The organism is Aquimarina spongiae, assembly GCF_900141785.1.
Classification (GTDB): Bacteria; Bacteroidota; Bacteroidia; order Flavobacteriales; family Flavobacteriaceae; genus Aquimarina; species Aquimarina spongiae.
On the sequence record NZ_FQYP01000001.1, the window covers coordinates 357,702 to 377,449 of the forward strand.

Annotated in this window: 19 protein-coding genes; 6 read left to right on the plus strand and 13 right to left on the minus strand. The window is 35.7% G+C overall.

The window, feature by feature from the left end:
* Window positions 1-126: 126 nt before the first annotated feature.
* Window positions 127-918 carry a polysaccharide biosynthesis/export family protein gene (locus BUE24_RS01510; RefSeq protein WP_073312910.1) on the plus strand — a complete coding sequence of 264 codons (792 nt, stop codon included), beginning with the start codon at window positions 127-129 and terminating at the stop codon, window positions 916-918.
* Between the two features lie 14 nt (window positions 919-932).
* Window positions 933-3,281: a GumC family protein gene (locus BUE24_RS01515; RefSeq protein ID WP_084549352.1), complete on the plus strand. Its 2,349-nt coding sequence runs from the start codon at window positions 933-935 to the stop codon at window positions 3,279-3,281.
* Here the strand turns inward: BUE24_RS01515 and BUE24_RS01520 are convergent.
* The 5 genes from BUE24_RS01520 to BUE24_RS01540 all read right to left on the minus strand — a co-directional run bounded on the left by BUE24_RS01520 (window position 3,278) and on the right by BUE24_RS01540 (window position 7,112).
* Window positions 3,278-4,015, minus strand: a complete 738-nt coding sequence (locus tag BUE24_RS01520) for a tyrosine-protein phosphatase (protein WP_073312913.1) — start codon at window positions 4,013-4,015, stop codon at window positions 3,278-3,280. The genes BUE24_RS01515 and BUE24_RS01520 overlap by 4 nt on opposite strands.
* Before the next feature lie 159 nt (window positions 4,016-4,174).
* The gene (locus BUE24_RS01525; RefSeq protein WP_073312915.1) at window positions 4,175-4,909 is read right to left on the minus strand and encodes a head GIN domain-containing protein; all 735 of its coding nucleotides are present in this window, start codon (window positions 4,907-4,909) and stop codon (window positions 4,175-4,177) included.
* Window positions 4,910-4,934: 25 nt separating this feature from the next.
* Complete coding sequence (locus BUE24_RS01530; protein ID WP_073312917.1) at window positions 4,935-6,026, minus strand: DUF4097 family beta strand repeat-containing protein; 1,092 nt, start codon at window positions 6,024-6,026, stop codon at window positions 4,935-4,937.
* On the minus strand, window positions 6,007-6,567 hold the full coding sequence (locus tag BUE24_RS01535; protein ID WP_073312918.1) for a hypothetical protein: 561 nt from the start codon (window positions 6,565-6,567) through the stop codon (window positions 6,007-6,009). The genes BUE24_RS01530 and BUE24_RS01535 overlap by 20 nt, the downstream gene beginning before the upstream one ends.
* On the minus strand, window positions 6,564-7,112 hold the full coding sequence (locus BUE24_RS01540) for an RNA polymerase sigma factor (RefSeq protein ID WP_073312920.1): 549 nt from the start codon (window positions 7,110-7,112) through the stop codon (window positions 6,564-6,566). The genes BUE24_RS01535 and BUE24_RS01540 overlap by 4 nt, the downstream gene beginning before the upstream one ends.
* Before the next feature lie 223 nt (window positions 7,113-7,335).
* Here BUE24_RS01540 and lon point away from each other — a divergent pair, with 223 nt between their 5' ends.
* Entirely contained in the window at window positions 7,336-9,786 is a 2,451-nt protein-coding gene (lon, locus tag BUE24_RS01545) for an endopeptidase La (protein WP_073312921.1), read from the plus strand.
* 31 nt (window positions 9,787-9,817) lie between these two features.
* On the opposite strand, the gene mreB is transcribed toward lon, so the two are convergent.
* Window positions 9,818-10,852 (minus strand): rod shape-determining protein, encoded by a 1,035-nt coding sequence (gene mreB / locus BUE24_RS01550; protein ID WP_073312932.1) that lies wholly within the window; start codon window positions 10,850-10,852, stop codon window positions 9,818-9,820.
* 273 nt (window positions 10,853-11,125) lie between these two features.
* Between mreB and cmk the strand changes: the two genes are divergently transcribed.
* Window positions 11,126-11,824 carry a (d)CMP kinase gene (gene cmk, locus BUE24_RS01555; RefSeq protein WP_073312934.1) on the plus strand — a complete coding sequence of 233 codons (699 nt, stop codon included), beginning with the start codon at window positions 11,126-11,128 and terminating at the stop codon, window positions 11,822-11,824.
* On the opposite strand, the gene BUE24_RS01560 is transcribed toward cmk, so the two are convergent.
* Complete coding sequence (locus BUE24_RS01560) at window positions 11,825-12,175, minus strand: hypothetical protein (RefSeq protein ID WP_139241892.1); 351 nt, start codon at window positions 12,173-12,175, stop codon at window positions 11,825-11,827.
* A 220-nt stretch (window positions 12,176-12,395) separates the two neighbouring features.
* Complete coding sequence (locus BUE24_RS01565; protein WP_073312938.1) at window positions 12,396-12,773, minus strand: LysM peptidoglycan-binding domain-containing protein; 378 nt, start codon at window positions 12,771-12,773, stop codon at window positions 12,396-12,398.
* 148 nt (window positions 12,774-12,921) lie between these two features.
* Between BUE24_RS01565 and BUE24_RS01570 the strand changes: the two genes are divergently transcribed.
* Window positions 12,922-13,710, plus strand: a complete 789-nt coding sequence (locus BUE24_RS01570; RefSeq protein WP_073312940.1) for a tRNA pseudouridine synthase A — start codon at window positions 12,922-12,924, stop codon at window positions 13,708-13,710.
* 4 nt (window positions 13,711-13,714) lie between these two features.
* Window positions 13,715-14,350 carry an MOSC domain-containing protein gene (locus BUE24_RS01575; protein WP_073312942.1) on the plus strand — a complete coding sequence of 212 codons (636 nt, stop codon included), beginning with the start codon at window positions 13,715-13,717 and terminating at the stop codon, window positions 14,348-14,350.
* Between the two features lie 17 nt (window positions 14,351-14,367).
* On the opposite strand, the gene BUE24_RS01580 is transcribed toward BUE24_RS01575, so the two are convergent.
* The 5 genes from BUE24_RS01580 to epsC all read right to left on the minus strand — a co-directional run bounded on the left by BUE24_RS01580 (window position 14,368) and on the right by epsC (window position 19,738).
* Window positions 14,368-15,402, minus strand: a complete 1,035-nt coding sequence (locus BUE24_RS01580; RefSeq protein WP_073312944.1) for a 2-dehydropantoate 2-reductase — start codon at window positions 15,400-15,402, stop codon at window positions 14,368-14,370.
* 10 nt (window positions 15,403-15,412) lie between these two features.
* A complete protein-coding gene (gene recQ / locus BUE24_RS01585) occupies window positions 15,413-17,530 on the minus strand; it encodes a DNA helicase RecQ (RefSeq protein WP_073312946.1) in 2,118 nt (705 codons plus the stop codon).
* A gap of 133 nt (window positions 17,531-17,663) precedes the next feature.
* Window positions 17,664-18,041 (minus strand): nuclear transport factor 2 family protein, encoded by a 378-nt coding sequence (locus tag BUE24_RS01590; RefSeq protein ID WP_073312948.1) that lies wholly within the window; start codon window positions 18,039-18,041, stop codon window positions 17,664-17,666.
* Window positions 18,042-18,062: 21 nt separating this feature from the next.
* Window positions 18,063-18,947, minus strand: coding sequence for a cysteine synthase CysM (gene cysM / locus BUE24_RS01595; protein WP_073312949.1), 885 nt, complete (start codon window positions 18,945-18,947; stop codon window positions 18,063-18,065).
* Window positions 18,947-19,738 (minus strand): serine O-acetyltransferase EpsC, encoded by a 792-nt coding sequence (gene epsC, locus BUE24_RS01600; RefSeq protein ID WP_073312951.1) that lies wholly within the window; start codon window positions 19,736-19,738, stop codon window positions 18,947-18,949. Before epsC ends, cysM begins: the two co-directional genes overlap by 1 nt.
* Window positions 19,739-19,748: the final 10 nt, after the last annotated feature.

Below are 19,748 nucleotides of genomic sequence, written 5' to 3' on the forward strand. Positions count from 1 at the left end.
TAATTGAGTTTGTGTCATTAAAAAGAATTTTAAGGGAAACAGATGACACAAAATTCTATTGTCGAATTAAATAAAGTTATATTTTTGTGACTTATACGATAGGCTTGCCTTAAAAGTGTTGTAAATATGCGATATAGATTTTTGTTATTACTTCTATTATTATTGATTTCAATTGTTTCATGCAAAGCTCCAAAAGACGTAGTATATTTTCAGGATTCTGCGAATTTGGAAAAAATTGGCTCTCCAAATTCATTTACACCGGTATTTAAAGTAGATGACATTGTTAGCATATTTATTTCTGCGGCAGATATGGATGCTGCAAGACCATTTAATTTGGGTCAGGGATCAAACATTAGTGCTGCAGGAGATGCTGGAGCAGCTGCAGCAGGCGGAGGAAGCGGAGTAGAGCCTAATTACTTAATCGACGAAAACGGAAATATCGATTTTCCAGTTCTTGGAAAACTAAAAATATCTGGACTTACCAGAGTTCAGGTAAAAGATATGATCAAGGAGAAGTTGAAAATTTATATCAACGATCCAATAGTAAGTGTACGACTGATGAACTTCAAAATCACCGTTTTGGGTGAGGTTGCCAGACCAGGTTCTTACACCATACCAAATGAAAGAGTAACTATAATTGAAGCACTAGGTCTAGCTGGTGATATGACCATTAAAGGAAAGAGAGAAAATGTGATGGTGATTAGAGAAAACGAAGGTGAAAATACCTATCATCGTGTGGACCTTACATCAAAATCAATTTTTGAATCTCCAGTGTACTATTTAGCACAAAATGATGTGTTGTATATTGAGCCTAATGATTCTAGAGTAAGAACTTCTAAAACTAATAATAATGCCTTAGGAATTATTATCAGTGTGGTTGGTTTAGTCTTGTCTGCAGTAACATTAATCATAAGATAATAGTAGGTAATTCTATGATTACTAATAATGCCCCCGTCGAAAATAATACTTTTGATACCAATAATGGTTTTGGTTTCAATCTACGTGATCAAATAATTAAGTATCTCAAAAAATGGTATTGGTTCGCTTTGAGTGTAGCCATTTTTGTAACAGGCGCTTTTTTAAAGGTCAGATATACGATTCCGCAGTATAATGTATCATCATCTATCATGATTTCTCAGGATGAAAGCATAAGCGAATCAGAACTTGCGGCTTTCAAGGATTTGGGATTGATAGAGTCTTCGCAAAATAGTATTCAAAACGAGATTCAGATTATTAGATCAAGAACTTTAATTACCAATGTGGTTAATAATTTGAAACTTAACGTTAGATATTTTTCTGAAGGTCGCATCTTAGAAGTAGAAAACTACCCTAAATCTTTGATCGAAATCAACTTTTTGGCGGATGATTCTATAGTGCATACAAAGTCTAAGGTTTTTCATGTAAAAATAAATTCATCTACTGCCTTTTCATTTTTGGATGAGAAAGGGAATAAGATCAGCGATCATTCTTTTGGAAATACTGTAAGCAGTACTGTTGGTGATATTGTGATCACTCCAAGTGTAGATAATCTCGACGCAAATATTGGTAAAATCATAAAAATCCAAATTGCTCCGGTAAAGATAGTGGCAGAGTCGTATAGAAATAGAATTGCCATATCACCAATGAAAAACTCTACCATAGTTCGTTTGGCCCTTAACGACCCTGTTAAGGAAAAAGCAAAGGATATCCTGAATAATCTGGTAGAAGAGTACAATAAGGCGACTATAGAGAATAAGAAACAAATCTCCGCCCGAACGGCAGATTTTATTAATGATCGCTTGGATTTGATATCAGGAGATTTATCTCAAGTGGATGATGAAGCAGCAGGGTATAAGTCCAAATTTGGTCTTACCAACGATGTTGAAGCCCAAACACAACGTGTTGCAGATATTGATTCTAGAAATGTACAAGAAATAGCACAGCTTAATACACAACTCAATTTGATCGAATCAATGAGAAGGTTTGTATTGAGTCAGGAAGGACGATATGATCTCATTCCTGCCAATCTTGGGTTTAGTGATGGTACAATTACGACTACAGTAACTAGATATAACGGTTTGATTTTACAACGAAAGCGATTATTAAAAACCTCTAGTGCTCAAAACCCGGTGGTTGTCAATATTGATCAGCAAATCGACGGACTACGACAGGTTTTGATTGGTAGTTTGAACAGTTTGCGAAGCAATATCAATATTCGTTTACAAAGTTTAAGAACTCAGGATCAGTATTTCAGTGGTAAGTTATATAGTGCACCTTTGCGTCAAAAGGATTTGAGAGTTATTGAACGTGAGCAAACCATTAAAGAACAACTTTACCTTTACTTATTACAAAAAAGGGAAGAAGCAGAGATCACAAGTCATATTACCTTGTCTAATGCACGTGTAATTGATAAAGCGACAACCTTAAGTTCATTCCCGGTATCTCCTAATAAAAAAATGATCTATGCAGGAGCGTTGTTCCTGGGATTAGTGATTCCGTTTATGATCATTTACCTATCAGATTTGCTGAATGTAAGAATCAACTCTAGAGAGGATCTTGAAAAAGTGCTTTCTATGCCTATTATAGGTTCTATTCCAAAGGTAAAAGGAAAGAGCAAAATTTTGATCTCTCAAAATGACAGATCTGGTATTGCAGAAGCGTTTAGGATACTACGTACCAATTTGGATTTCTTACTCGCCGGAATCAAAAAGGATAAAGGAAAAGTTATATTTATTACCTCTACAATTTCGGGAGAAGGTAAGACCATGATATCTTCTAATTTGGCTAAAGCCCTGTCCATTTCTGGTAAAAAAGTGGTGTATTTGGGGACTGATCTTAGAGATCCTAAGTTTCATAAAATATTAGAGTTGCCTCAAGGGAAAGATACCAAAGGACTTACTAATTTCATCATGGATTCCGAATTGAAGACTACAGATGTGATATACAGTCAAAAAGATGAAGATTCTTTCGATTATATCCCTTCTGGAGCGATTCCTCCTAATCCTGCCGAGTTATTGATGCAGGATAGGGTAAAAACAATGTTCGATTATCTGGAAGAAAATTATGATTATGTAATTGTGGATACTGCGCCTGTGAGCTTGGTTGCAGATACCTTGTTGATAGGTAAGTTTTCTGATCTTAGTATTTATATCGTAAGAGAAAACTACTCAGATAAGAGAATTCTGCAAGTACCTGAAAATTTCTATAGAGAAAAACGTTTGCCTAACATTGCTGTACTTCTTAATGCAGCTGGTAGTCAAGCGGGTTATAACTACGGTTACGGATACGGAAAAAAGAACTAAGAGAATATAAAGTTCTTTTTCATTAGGTTTTTGATTTGTTCTGCTATTTTTGGTTGGAAGCCTTTTTCCAGTACCATAAATTGCTGGTAGTTATGAACGTCTGATCCTGTAAAGTCTATATAACCTCTTTCGATCATTTTCTTGGCAAATTCTTTAACCTGATCCCCATAAAAACCGGACAAAGACAATAAATTAAGTTGAAACAGAACACCAGCTTCTTTAAGCTCGTCAAACTTCTTTAAGTCTTTATGGTAAAATGTATAACGTTCGGGATGAGCAAGTATCGGAATATATCCAGCCAATTTGGTTTCAAACAGCATTTCATTCAAATTCATTGGTGGACTAAAAGTAGACATCTCTACCAATACATATTTGTCGTGTAAAGGAAGAATGTCTTTTTCCTTTATTCTTTGAAAAAACAAATCATCCAACATGTACTCGGCACTTACCTTCAATTGAATATCTTCAATTCCTAGAGTGGGCAATATGGAGTTTACTTCCTCATATTTTTGAAGAATGGTTTCCGTAGAATTTGGCCAAATTTGTTGTAGCACATGTGGCGTGGTAATTACTTTTTTTACTCCAAGCTTTTGAAATTGTTCTAATATATAGGCAGATTGATACATGGTTTTTACACCATCATCAATTCCTGGAATTAAATGCGAATGGATATCCACATAGCCATCAGGAACAATGTCCTTAAAAGGAATCTCTTTTTTAGATAAAAACAGCAATGCGGCAGGTATTTGGGGGTGAACAATATTTCCTTTATGCTTATCTTTTAATAAATTAAGATAATCATGATGTAAAAATAAAGATTATTATACATAAAAAAAACTGCTTATGATTTCCTTATGATCATAAGCAGCCTAATGATGTTAAAAAACTGTCTATTAATATCTTGTAATGTCTCCTGATCCAGAAACCTTTTTGTCTTCTATTTTTGGGTCTCCTTTATACATAATGTCACCAGATCCTGTAACTCTTGCTTTTAATGAAGCAGTAGCAGTTACTTGTACATCTCCAGATCCAGTTACAGAAGCACTAACTTCTTTGGCATCCAGACTATATGCTTTTAGATCACCAGAACCTGTTACGCTACAATCAAAGTTGCTTGAAGAACCGCTTAGTACCAAATCTCCACTACCTGTTACATAACCTTCTGTGGTTTCTGCATCCAACATCAATTTTACATCACCAGATCCTGAAACACCGGTTTTAAAATTTGTTGCTTTGATTGGGTCTTTACTGTAGACATCTCCAGATCCGGATAAGGTAACTTTACTAATATCTTCAAAAGGAACAGTGATTATTAATTTTTTACCTCTTGATACTTTTAGATAATATCCTTTTTCTACATAAATTTTTAATGCATCTCCATCTACTTCGGTATTTACGTACTCGATTAGGTTACTTTCACCTTCGATGGTTAATTTACCTTCAGACCCAGCTACCAAAGATACATCCAAAGATCCTTTTACCTTGATTACATCGTAGTCTGATACGGTTCTGTTTTTGGAAACCATATTACCGTTTCCGGCAATTTTCTTTCCATTTCCCCACCACTGCGCGTTCACAGAAGTGATACTGCATAAAGCTAAACTTAAAATGATTGTTACTGTTCTCATTTGATTGAAATATTAGATTAGTGTTTTAGTTTTTTCTGAGTTTGATTCCTCCATAGCTAGAATAGATGTTCATCGTGTTTCCGGTATTGGGTTCACCCACATATCCCTGATACTCTTTTTTAGAGTCTTTACTGTACTTTTTCTGAACGTTGATACTGTCATCCAATTTAATGCCTCCGTAAGAAGTTTTGATGTAAAAATTAAAGCTACCCCCAGCTTCGTATCCAATATCAACCCCAGTATAATCAGTGTCAATACTCACAGTTTTTATAGACGATTTTAGAGATTCTACATCTATCGAACCGTAATCTGATTCTATATTAAGGGTGTTTGATACACTCCCTATCTTGGTGTCTACATAGTCAGAATTTCCAATAATCTTATCTGCATTCTGGATTCTAATTCCTCCATAATCACAATTATAGTTAATGGCTTTTACGGATTTAAATTTCGATTGAGTATAATCAGCATTCAAGTTTATTTTTTCGCTGCTTCCCACCTCAAAGTTTGAGTAATCTGCATTGATCTTACCAGTCTTCATGTATTTTATCGTACTGTTATTGGTATAATCAATGTTAATATCATTATTCTTTCCTAATAATTCACCCAAAATAATTTGTCCGTAGTCACAGTTAATATTAGCATCCCCCTCTATCTTATCTAGGGTAATACTTCCGTAGTCATTATTAAGATCAACACTGTTGGTAACCGGGACTTTTACAGTATAGTTGATTTTTAAACTTAAATTGTTTCCCCAATTGTTGGTCCATTTATCCCACCAGGAGCGATCTCCTTTATTGAAGGTAGTTTTTGCGCTTACCATTTGCGATGAAGATTCAAAATCTACATCTATGGATTCTAGCTTTTTAATTACCTTTTCTTCATTATTACCACTTACTTTTATGCTGATTTGCATTACGATGCGATTTTCATTCCAAGAGGTGATATCAAGATTCCCATAATCGTTACTGATTTTTAACAAGGCATTTGGGCTCACAGAGAATTCTTTGTTTAGTGTTTTCTCTTTGGTGTATTTTCCTTTTAGCTCTCCATTGTTTGCAATTACGGCCACAGGAAACAAGAGTAATAGTATTATCTTATAGAATAGCGTTTTCATTTTCGGATATTTTTAATTCGTTTATTTCGTTGATTTTTTGAAGTACATCTTCAAGCAAACTTGCTCTTTTTTGAAAGTTTCTAATCATAGCACTGATTACACGTTTATCATTTCCACTGTGTACCAGGTCTTTCTTTAGATCCTCATAGTCAGACTCAAGTTTTTCTAACAAATTCATAGCATCTTTTACTAATGCCTTGGTTTCTGGCGAAGAAATTTGATCAATTTCTTCTAGTTGTTGCTGAATGGCAGAGGTGAAAAACGTTTGGGTTTCTTCCATTTGCGGCGAAACACTAGCTAGATCTGCTTTCTCTTTGGGCTCATAAGATGTAAACATTGTAGCTACACCCATAAGGATTGCAATAGAAGCAGCAATGGCCAAAGGTTTGTACCAACTTTTCTTTTTGGTTGATAGTTGAACAACTTCACTTTGTTGTTGTAGTTTATCCAAAAATCTTGTTTTATGCCCATCAGCAGGTTCAAATATGTCTAGCTGATCTTTCATTTGTTCAAACAGTTTTTCAATATTGTCCTCTTTCATACCGGCTGTAATTTTTTTCGTAGGCTTTCTTTTGCGCGCGAAACAAGCGTACGACAATTAGAATATGATATATTCATGATCTCACAGATTTCTTCATAATCATACCCTTCAATGAGGTGTAATGATAATGCAGTGCTGTAACTTTCTTTTAGTTGTTTTAGTGTACTTAGAACTGTATTCGCCTTTATTTGTGTTAAATCTTCTTCTGCGATTCCGTCGGTATCACTCAAGCCATATTCAACAGTTTCCAGAGCTACCTCTTTATAGGTGTCCTTTTTGCGTAAAGCAGTGATACTAGAGTTCACAACAATTTTCTTTAACCAGGCGCCAAACATTTTATTGTCTTCTAACATAGGTAGCTTTGTAAAGGCAGTTAAAAAAGCCTCTTGCATAACATCTTCCGCTTCTGCAGAATCTTTTATGATTCGTAAAGCTGCATTAAACATAGCTTTGTAATAGCGATTGTAAACCTCAAGTTGCGCACCTTGATGTTGTTTACGACATTTCGCAATTAATTGCTCTGTATTTAGTTGGGTTAGTGACAAAAAAAATAGTTTACTTTAACCTAAAGATATAGAATGATACAGTTTGTTACAGTTTTTAAATTTTTTTTTTAAAGTTTGTGGCATAACAATTGAAATATAGAAGTAGCATTACACGCTAAGAATCTGATTTTATTGGGTTTTTATTGATTTTTTTAATCTGATTATAGTAACTTTAAAAGATATGTCAATTGTCTTAATGACAAAATGACTTTTATATATACTTATGGCGAAAACCAAATTTACAACACTTGACAGTTTGTCATTTCAAGGGATAGATGAGGAAGCAGAGTTAATACCATTATTAACTCCAGAGGATGAAGAGGAAATTAATAAGGAATCATTACCTGAGGTTTTACCAATTTTACCGCTTAGAAATACCGTATTGTTTCCAGGAGTGGTAATTCCTATTACTGCTGGAAGAGACAAATCCATAAAATTGCTGAACGAAGCAAACAGTGGAAATAAAACTATAGGCGTAGTTTCTCAAAAAGAAGAAGGAGTAGAAAATCCTTCCTTACAGGATATCAACAAAATTGGAGTGGTAGCTCGTATTCTTAGAGTCTTGAAAATGCCTGATGGCAATACTACGGTGATTCTGCAAGGGAAAAAAAGATTTGAAATAGAGGATGTAGTTGCAGAAAACCCTTACATCAAAGCTAAGGTAAAAGAAGTACCAGAAACAAGACCTACAAAAGAAAATAAAGAGTTTAGTGCAATTATTGAATCTATTAAAGACCTTGCGCTAGAAATTATTAAGGAAAGTCCTAATATTCCTTCTGAGGCTTCTTTTGCCATCAAGAATATAGAGAGTAATTCTTTTTTGATCAATTTCGTTTCTTCTAATCTGAATCTTCCTGTAGAGGAAAAACAAAATCTTTTAGAAATCAACGATCTGCAAGAGAGAGCATTGGCAACATTGAAGTTCATGAACGTAGAGTTCCAAAAACTGGAGCTTAAAAATGTGATTCAAAGTAAAGTGCAACATGATATGAGCCAGCAACAACGCGAATATTTTCTGCATCAACAAATGAAAACGATTCAAGAAGAACTTGGAGGAGTTTCACATGAAGATGAGCTGGAGGATATGCGCATGCGAAGCAAAGAAAAGAAATGGGATGAAAAGATAGCCAAGCATTTTGAAAAAGAACTTTCAAAAATGCAACGTATGAATCCTCAAGTTGCAGAGTATTCGATACAACGTAACTATCTGGATCTGTTTCTTGATTTGCCTTGGAATGAATACAGTACAGATAAGTTTGACCTAAAACGAGCAAAGAAAATATTGGATAAAGACCATTATGGTCTAGACGAAGTAAAACGCCGAATAATAGAATACCTGGCAGTATTAAAACTGCGTAATGATATGAAATCTCCTATTCTTTGTCTTTATGGACCTCCAGGTGTGGGTAAAACCTCATTAGGGAAGTCTGTAGCCGAAGCTTTGGGAAGAGAGTATGTAAGAATATCCTTGGGTGGTTTAAGAGATGAAGCCGAAATACGAGGGCATAGAAAGACCTATATCGGTGCAATGCCAGGTAGAATCATTCAAAGTCTTAAAAAAGCAGGAACAAGCAATCCTGTCTTTGTACTAGACGAGATCGATAAACTTTCTGTAGGGAATCAGGGAGATCCGTCTTCTGCCTTATTAGAAGTATTGGATCCTGAGCAAAATTCGGAGTTTCACGATAACTTCCTCGAGATGGGATTTGATTTATCAAAAGTGATGTTTATTGCAACTTCAAATAGCCTGGCAACAATCCAGCCCGCGCTGCGAGATCGAATGGAAATCATTAACGTTACTGGATATACTATCGAGGAAAAAGTTGAGATAGCCAAGCAACATTTACTTCCAAAACAATTGGAAGAGCATGGGTTAACCAATACCCATCTTAAAATAGGAAAAGTACAGTTAGAAAAAATCATAGAAGGGTATACTCGAGAGTCTGGTGTTAGAGGACTGGAAAAACAAATCGCAAAAATGGTTCGCTATGCGGCAAAAAATATTGCGATGGAGGAGGAGTATAATATAAAAGTAACCAACGAGGATGTTATTGAAGTATTGGGGGCTCCTAGATTAGAGAGAGATAAATACGAAAGTAATGAAGTAGCAGGAGTGGTTACCGGTTTGGCGTGGACCAGCGTTGGAGGAGATATTTTATTTATAGAGTCTATTTTATCCAAAGGGAAAGGAAATCTTACGATTACCGGAAACTTGGGTAAAGTGATGAAAGAATCTGCTACTATAGCCATGGAGTATATCAAAGCTAATGCAGATACACTAGGGATTAATCCTGAGATTTTTGATAAATATAATGTGCATATCCATGTGCCAGAAGGAGCAACTCCCAAAGATGGACCCAGCGCAGGAGTTACCATGTTAACCTCTTTGGTTTCATTATTTACACAACGTAAAGTAAAGAAAAGCCTTGCTATGACGGGTGAAATAACGTTGCGAGGTAAAGTATTACCAGTAGGAGGTATTAAAGAGAAAATCCTTGCTGCAAAACGCGCTCATATCAAAGAGATCCTGCTTTGTGAAGACAATAGAAGAGATATCGAAGAGATAAAGGCAGAATACCTAAAAGGACTGACTTTTCATTATGTCAAGGATATGGGTGATGTTCTTAAAATAGCAATAACAAATATCAAGGTAAAAAAACCCAAAAAATTATAAACAAAAAGCAGAACGTAATGTTCTGCTTTTTTTATTTTTTTCTCACCAATACTCCGGTATAGCGATCTAAATTTTTGAGTACAATTTCGCTTCCTTTCACAACGGTTTTCAGAGGTTGATCTCCAAGATGTACGGGTAGTTCTGTTGACCAGGATAAACGTTGGTCTAATCCCCTGAGCATGGATCCACCTCCAGTTAAATAAATACCAGAATTATAAATGTCGGCAGAGATTTCTGGTGGAATTTCAGATAATGTTTCCATGATAGCATTTTCTATTTGTGAAATAGATTTATCCAAACTTCTTTCAATTTCTTTATAAGACAAAGAAATTTGTTTTGGCTTTCCGGTAAGCAAATCTCTTCCTTCAATTTTCATATCAGGTGGTGGTTTTTTTAAATCAGATACTGCAGAACCAATTTGTAGTTTTACCTTTTCTGCCATAGATTCCCCAATATGAAGATTACGATGTTCTCTTACGTACTGCATGATGTCTTCGTTAAAAACATTACCTGCTATTTTTACAGATTGCCCACTAATAATACTTCCTATAGAGATTACTGCAATTTCTGTAGTTCCTCCACCAATATCGACAACCATGTTTCCCTTGGGTTCTAACACATTGATCCCACCACCAATTGCAGCAGCTATAGGCTCGTGTATGAGGAAAACATTTTTTGCATTTAATCTTTTAGCTGACTCCTTTACCGCTCTCATTTCTACTTCTGTGCTTCCGCAGGGTATAGATATAATCATATTGTAAGAGGAAGTAAAGAAAGAAGATTTAAGCGTGGATAGTTGCTTGATAAATGCTTTCAGCATCTTTTCTCCGGCATCAAAATTAGAAATAACTCCATTTTTAAAAGGGTGCAACGTCTGTATATTTTTGTTGATCTTTCCCTTCATCATGCCGGCTTCCTTACCAACGCCGATAATTTTACCAGTTAATCTGTTGATGGCAACTATAGAAGGGTGATTGATTGCTATTTTCCCTTTGTAGGTAATTAAAGTATTTGAAGTGCCAAGATCTATGGCGATCTTTTCATTAAGAAAATCAAAGAAGCCCATATTTGCGTGTTTAGGTTAATAGATGTCGATTTAAGGTCTTAAAAGTAACTTCTTGTCATGCAAAAGGGCGTTTCATGTAATAACTTTACAATTACTTAAATATTGTATACAAAGCCTGAACCGATGTATTAGGATGTGTCTAATGTCGTTGAGGGCAGTTTGAGTTCCTGAAGTAAGGGGGTAGGATTTTAACTTTTTACTCGAATATGAGTTAGTTTGGATTGTTTAAGGTATTTTTGATGTTGAATTAAATTCTGAAAACAGGAATACAGCTTGAAAAATAATAAAATCATTATTGCAATAGATGGGCATTCATCTACAGGAAAAAGTACAGTAGCTAAACAGTTGGCAAAAGCTTTGCACTATATATACGTAGATACTGGAGCTATGTATAGAGCAGTTACATTATATGCAATGCGAAAGGGATATATAGATGTTGATCATTTTGATGTGAGAGCCTTGGAAAGTGAGTTGCCTTTGATACGTATTAGATTTGAAAGAAACGCAAATAATGGGTTGGCAGAGGTGATTTTGAATGATGAAAATATTGAAAAAGAAATACGTGGGTTATCTGTATCCAGACATGTAAGTAAGATCGCTGCAGTATCTGCTGTTCGTAAAAAATTGGTAGAACAACAACAAGAAATGGGTAAAGATAAAGGTATTGTTATGGATGGTAGGGATATAGGAACGGTAGTATTTCCTAATGCAGAATTGAAATTATTTATGACAGCTACTGCAAAGGATCGAGCAGAACGACGCTATTTAGAACTAAAGGAAAGGGGGGACGATGTAAGTTATGAAGATGTTCTAAAAAATGTAGTCAACAGAGATCATATCGACAGTACAAGAAAAGACTCGCCTTTGAGAAAAGCTAGCGATGCTATCAAAATAGACAACTCTAATCTTACTCTTGATCAACAGTTTGAGCAGATACTAATATTAGCACAAACAAAAATTAAGAACTCTTAGTTAATTGGTGTCAGAAACATAATCGTGTTCATTGGTGTATTTGATAATGTTTCTGGATTCATAATACCTTAGGGTATTTTTGGTCCATTCTATAATCTCGATATATTCATCACCTCCACGAATAACCAATACACGATTTAGCATCAGATCATTATTCTGGACAGTGATAAATCTTTTTATAGAGATATCAGTCACTTCATAAAAAGCCTTTTCGTTAACAATTTGATAAGACTTTCCGGTATTCAATACCACCTGATCTTTACGTTCGTAAATAATGTCTGTTTTTGACAGTGATTGGGCACATGTAGGTATTGAATAGCATAGTACAATAATTAGTAATATCCTGTTCATACAAGTTGAGCTTTGGTTTCAAAGCATAAAAATACGGTAAAACCACAAAATAATTAGGGTAATTGGCGGAATTTACTTGTTTTTCAGGGTGAAAAGAGCAAAAAATCGATATAATACATAAAAAAGCTACTTTTTAGAGGTGTTTTTATTCAAAAAAAAGTCGCAATAACAATGTATTGCGACTTTTCTGTTGTTTTTTTATAGTATGGAAAATACTTTCTTAGAGATTTGGGATCACTAATTCCTGATCTGGATGGATAACATCTGGATTTTTAAGAATGTTAGTATTCGCCTCAAAGATTTGTTTGTATTTCATTGGGTCACCATAATAGTGTTTAGCTATTTTACTTAATGATTCTCCACTTTTTACCGTATGCCTATGATAAACAGAATTATCTGATACGTCGATGTCAGCCATAATATCTGATGGAGATTCACCACCAATTTCTTTAATTTTGTCCCAAAGTAGATTTTTCTCGTATTGAGTCTTTGCCGTTCCCTTTATTTTAAGAGTTCCGTTTTCTTCAGAGACATCACCGCCTTGGATATTTAATTGTTGTCCTAGATCCAAAACTTCTTGATACTTAGCTTTTACCATAACAAAGTTGATTTTAAATTATTAATTAGATTTACTCAAATATAGTGATTCTTCACTTATTTTTTTGAAAGTTTTAGGATTAAAAAAGAGTGTTTTATCGTTGAAATACATAATTTATCTATATTCGGGGACTACATAATAAAAATCAATGTTTAGAAAACGTTTCTATTATTTACTAGAATTACAATATTTAGGGTTTAGATATCACGGTTGGCAAAAACAACCTACAGTAAACACATTGCAAAGAATGGTAGAACGTACAGTTGCCTATGTTTTGGAACATAAAGATTTTAAAGTATTAGCAGCGGGAAGAACGGATGCAAAGGTATCTGCCAATCATGCATTTATAGAATTGTTTGTAGATCATGCTCCTTTGGATGTCGAAGAATTTTTGCCCATCTTCAATAGAAATCTTCCACAGGATATTAGAGCTTTGAAGATAAGTGTTACCGACGAGCATTTTAATATCATTCGATCTCCAAAAGTCAAGGAATATTTATACCTGTTTTCTTTTGGTTCAAAGTTTCATCCATTTTGTGCTCCATTTATGTACAATGTTTTAGAAGATTTGGATATAGAAATCATGAAAAAAGCAGCCCAATTGTTTGTTGGAAAACATAATTTTAGATCGTATTGCCATCGCCCTTCGGAGCACACGATTTTGGAAGGAGAAATACTTTATTGTGAGATAGAAAAAAATGATGTCTATATGGCTAATTTTTTTCCAGAAGAGAGTTATCTTTTACGAGTAAAAGGAGAAGGGTTTAAAAGAAATCAGATTCGATTAATGATGGGGGTTTTGTTGGATTTGGGTAAAGGAAAAGTGGATTTGGATTTTATAAAACAGACGTTGAACCCAGATGCAGAAGAAATTGTACTAGAGCATATCGTACCAGGATCAGGCTTGATTCTGAATAAAGTAGACTTAAAACCATAATATAATGAAAGTGTTATCAACAAACATAGGTGAACCCACAACCATACTTTGGAGAGGGAAAGAAGTGAAAACAGGGATTTATAAATACCCAGTGGACCAACCGATTTTTTTAGATAAAGAAGATGTAGCTGGAGATCACGTTATTGACAGGAGATATCATGGTGGGGTTGATAAAGCTTGCTATTTGTATGCAGCGGAGCATTATCCTTTTTGGAAAGAAAAGTATCCCGATTTAGACTGGAATTATGGAATGTTTGGAGAAAATCTAACTGTTTCAGGTTTTCAGGAAGAGGCGATTAAAATAGGGTCCATTTATCAACTAGGGACTGCAAAGGTGCAGATTTCGAGACCCAGGCAACCGTGCTATAAGCTGGGTGTGCGATTCGGAAGTCCTGCGATTATCAAACAATTTATTGATTCTAAGTTGTCTGGAGTATACGTGAGAGTAATCGAGCCTGGATCTGTAAGTGCAGGCGATGAGTTCATTCTGGAGAATGAAAATATCCAGGGGATCTCTATCAAAGAATTAAATACTTTATTGTTTCATTATAACGCTGAGGAACATGCAGAACTCCTAAAAAAAGCAGTTGAAGATCCTTTAGTTTCGGATGATGATAAAAAGTATTTTCCGAAGGACTAAACAGACTTCTTGAGCTTCTAGGCAATCTCTTTTAATAAGGTGGTTGCCTCTATCCTTTTTCTGGGAAGAGAAGAAGCATTTGCAATTTCACTTTCTTTTATCAATTGAATGATTCTTGTATTGGCTGGGCAGGCTATTTCATGTTTTTGAGCAGCTTTGATAATCGCACCATTCAAATAATCGATTTCTGTGTTTTTTCCTTGAGAAAGATCCCACCACATTGATGTTCGTACCGTGGGATCTATGGCTAGCATCTTGTTGGCCACCAGATTAAAAAGAAAATTAGGTAAGCTCAATATCAAAGGAAGGTACCTTGCAGGCAAGGATGTAAGTTTGGGTAATTGAATCTCTAAAGAATCAGTAACCTTTAGCAATTCTTTCATTAATGCCGCTATCACCAAACGATAGCCTCGCTGTTGAAGCATATTTTTGACTGGAATATCAGCCAATGCATTCACACTATTTCCCAGGTTGAGTTGTAATTTAGCCCACTGTAATTCCAGCATGGCTTTGGTTTCTTTAACGGGTAACATTTTACTATCCAGTACTTCCACCAATTCTGTAATTACTTCAGGTTGTTCTACTGATGTTTCTATATGTAAAGTCCCCTCTGATCCACGATGCAAATGGCCAGGAGCAGGTTCTGCCACATTAAAAGGAACCATAACTCGTAAAATCTGATTATTAGGAAAATGCTCCTTAATGATTTGCTCAGAACCTAAACCGTTTTGACAACATAAAATTATAGTATTTGGGCCTACAAATGGTTTGATATCATTGCTCACCTTTTGAATTGCAGTGCACTTCACAGTAATCCAAAGAAAACGACAATGCATATTATTGTCGGTTGCCGGAGGTATTTCTGAATCGATAAAATATAACTTAGGAATATTGACTTCATTTTTATGATAGTCAGTCAATCGGAGTCCGTTTGCTAATTTCTTTTGGGTTTGTGGGCGACAAACCAACCGAGTATCCTGTCCCAAAGAAGTAAATATACCTCCTAGAAACCCTCCTATCAATCCAGCACCAAAAATGATATGTGAAGACATAAAATTATAGTTAAGTAGTCGAGTCTTTTTTATCTAATATAGCCAAACCAATTTTTATAGTGTTGTAATCTACTGACCCTTCAAAGTGTTCGTAATAGGGTTTGAGCGTTTCGGGACTGTTCAATAATTCTTTAGCTTTTTGAATAGCAGTAATATTTTCCTTATCGATAAATTGATGCAGATCTATGGCTTCACCATCTTCGTATAGTTTGAAGATATGAGAAAAAATTGTACTAGCCGTCAATTTTCTTTGAACTGCAATTTCTTCCAAAGAAAGCCCATTCTTCAAAAGGGTTAATGTTTCTGTATGGGTTTTTCCCTTTTTGGTGGTTTTCTTTTTCTTTTTTGGAGGGTCTACAAAAGCTTGAATCTCTTTGATAAACTGATAGCCGTAATTTTGCATCTTTTGGCGTCCTACACCATTGATCTGTATAAATTCTTCATCGGTTACAGGTTTGTGCTTTTCCATTTCCCGTAAAGTAGCATCATTGAAAATTTGATATGCGGGAATTCCTGCTTTTTTGGCAAGTTCTAAACGCAATAATCTTAGCTTTTCAAATAAATCATTACTCGCAACCTGATTCGTGTTGATCACCGGCTGTTTTACCTTCTCCAATTCTTTTAAATGTGCAAGACTTACCTTTTCTCCTTCAAACAATACTTTCTTGGATAAAGCAGTTAGCTTTAGTTTGTTATTTTGATGAAATGCAATTTCTAGGTATCCTTGATTGATGAGTTGTATGATATATTGTTGCCAATCTCTCCAGGCAATGTCGCGACCAATACCGTAGGTTTTAAGGTTTTGATATCCTTGATCAACAACAATTGCATTTTGTGCACCTCGAAGAACATCTATTACCGTTCCAATAGGTTCTTGTTCTTTAATTCTTGTCACACAGGATAAGGCTTTTTGGGCCAGGGTTGTCCCATCGATAATAGTAGGCGGATTATTGCAAACATCGCAATTACCGCAATCTTTTTCTATCAATTCTCCAAAATAGCTCAATAGTATTTTGCGTCTGCAACTCAAGGATTCTGCGTATTGTTTCATTCTATCCAATTTTGCCAATTGGATTTCTTTATTACCAGACATATCTGCAAACTTTTGCAGTTGTACAACATCGGCATAACTATGAAATAATAGGGTAGAAGAGGGAAGGCCGTCACGGCCGGCACGACCAATCTCTTGATAGTACCCTTCTATGTTTTTGGGTAAGTTATAATGAATTACCCATCGTACATTGGATTTGTCGATCCCCATACCAAAGGCGATAGTGGCACATACTATTTGTATACTGTCATTAATAAACTTTTCTTGTACTTCTGCTCGTTTTTGATGTTCGATCCCAGCATGATATGCTGCAGCACTAAAACCTTTGTTGTTTAACTTCTCTGCAAGCGCTTCTGTAGTTTTTCTGCTCAAGCAATAAATGATACCACTTTGAAAAGGTTTATCAGAAAGGAAAGTATAGATTTGCTCGATACGCTTATTTCCGGGGCGTACTTCTAGTGCAAGATTTTTACGATCAAAAGATGCCAGATGTAATTTGGCATTAGGGATATTTAATTGATCACAAATATCTTTTCTTGTAGCTTTGTCCGCTGTAGCGGTTAGGGCAATTATTGGCGTTTTAGGAAATTGTTTTTTCAGGTATCCAAGTTGGGTATAGGCTGGTCTGAAATCATGTCCCCAGGCTGAAATACAATGGGCTTCATCAATGGCGATTAGACTAATTTCTATTTCGCTGAGTAGCCCTTCCAAAAAGTGTAAGCTTTCCGGAGCAACATAGAGTATTTTAATAGCCAGATTAGCGATATCCTGAAATATTTCTTGTTGTTCTGCTTCGTCTTGACTACTATTTACAAAGGCAGCTTTAATTCCGTTAGCCTTTAATCCATCTACCTGATCCTTCATCAAGGCGATTAATGGAGAAATAACCAAAGTGATACCAGGTAATAATAACGCAGGTAGTTGATAACAAATCGATTTACCACCGCCGGTGGGCATAATAACCAGATTATCCTTTCCTTCAAAAACAGCTTCTATGATTTCCTTTTGGAGATCACGAAAGCTGTCATATCCAAAATATTCTTTAAGGGTGTTTAGTATCAGTTGTGATTCAGGCATAGTATTAGCAATACTGTATTCGGTAAAAATGGTAGTATAATAAATTAAATTACAATAATAGAAGTGTTCAGTTTTATTTTTTGAAACTGTGTGTATTTTTGGTCAATTCCAGGATGACGTCATCGACTAGAAATCAATACATGGTATTCTTATTTGCAGAATGTTCAGGAATTTGCTGTATGGCATCCCAATGTTCAACAATTTTTCCTTGTTCGTCAAAACGAAAAAAGTCCATGGTTACGTATTGATCATTTCCCGGCCATGTTTGATGGGTATGCAAGGAGACCAAATCTCCCTCGGCGATGCAACGCACAAATTCTATGGTTTTTTCTGGATATTCACGTTGCATACGTTCAAAATACGCTATAAACCCAGATTTCCCGTCTTTTACATCGGGATTGTGTTGAATATAATCTGCACCTACAAATTTTTCTATCGCTTCTTTGGGATTACCTTCATATGCCATTTTGTAGAATGCAATGGCATTATCTTTATTTTGCTGTAAGTTCATAAGAGAAAGTTTACCCTAAATCTACTCAAAAAGATCAGAACTTAGGTATCGATCTCCACGATCACAGATAATAGCAACAAGAACACCGCTCTCTAAAGTTTCTGCAAGCTTTAAGGCAGCTGTAACAGATCCACCGCTACTCATTCCGGCAAAAACTCCTTCTTCTTTGGCTAATCTTTTGGCCATTGCTGTGGCTTCTTCCTGGCTTACTTCAATGACCTGATCCACTTTTTGCGGATTAAAAATTTTGGGCAAGTATTCTTTTGGCCATTTTCTAATACCCGGTATTCTAGAGTCATCTGTGGGCTGTACACCCACAATTTGGATGTCTTGAGACTGTTCCTTTAAGAAAGTAGAAGTCCCCATAATTGTACCCGTGGTTCCCATAGAAGAAACAAAATGGGTGATTTTACCTTCGGTATCTCTCCATATTTCAGGACCAGTGGTTTTATAGTGTGCTTTCCAGTTGTCATCATTTCCAAACTGATTTAGCATTACATAGCCTTCGTTGTTTACTTTTGCTTCTGCATAGTCTCTTGATCCTTCAATACCAATATCTGCGGAGGTTAATGTTACTTTTGCTCCATAGGCTCTCATGGTTTGTACCCGCTCTTTGGTAGAGTTCTCTGGCATGACCAATTCTATATTGAGATCAAAGATTCCTGCAATCATAGCCAGGGCAATACCGGTATTACCACTAGTTGCCTCAATCAATTTTGTGTTTTGGTCTATATCTCCTCTATCCAGTGCAGATTTGATCATATTAAATGCCGCACGATCTTTAACGCTCCCACCGGGATTATGACCTTCCAGTTTTAGATACAGTGTGATATTCGGGTTTTTAACAAGGGATTTTGCCTTTACCAAAGGCGTGTTACCAATCAGGTCTAAAATGCTATGAGACATTAAACAACTTTTTTAATCTTGATTTCTGAAGTATTTGAAATGATGGAGTTTTCTGGTACCGAAGAAGTAATCCAAGCATTACCACCAATGGTGCTATTGGCGCCAATAACCGTACTACCACCCAAGATTGTGGCATTAGCATAGATGGTAACGTTATCTTCTACAGTAGGATGTCGCTTTACGTTACGTAGTTTACGATCCACATAAAGACCACCCAGTGTAACTCCTTGATAAATCTTAACATTATCTTTGATGATGGCAGTTTCTCCAATCACTATTCCCGTGGCGTGATCAATAAAGAAGGATTCTCCTATTTCTGCTCCCGGATTAATATCTGTACCCGTAAGTCGGTGAGAATACTCAGTCATTAATCTCGGCACCATAGGTAATCCAAATTTTAGTAATTCATGACTCAATCGATAAATCGCAATGGCATAAAACCCAGGATAGGCTAGATAGACTTCTTCGATAGAATTTGCCGCAGGATCACTTTTCATAAAAGCTTCGGCATCTCTATTTAATTTTTGTAAAATACCCGGTAGTTTTTCCAGGTAAGATTGCCAAAGTTTACTACATGGTTTTTCAGTTTCCCAACACGCCAAATCGATCAACTCTTCAAAAGTTTCTTCAAGAAGGTCAACATTTTTGGCTACTTCGGTATCTGAATCAAATAGGGTATAAAAAAGCAAGTTCGTAAAATACTCTGTGCGCTCTTTTAAACGGAGGCGTAAATTGGGATTTTTCTTTTGCTCTTCTATTCTTGCTATGATAGCATCTCGCTCTTTGGACATCATCTTACGT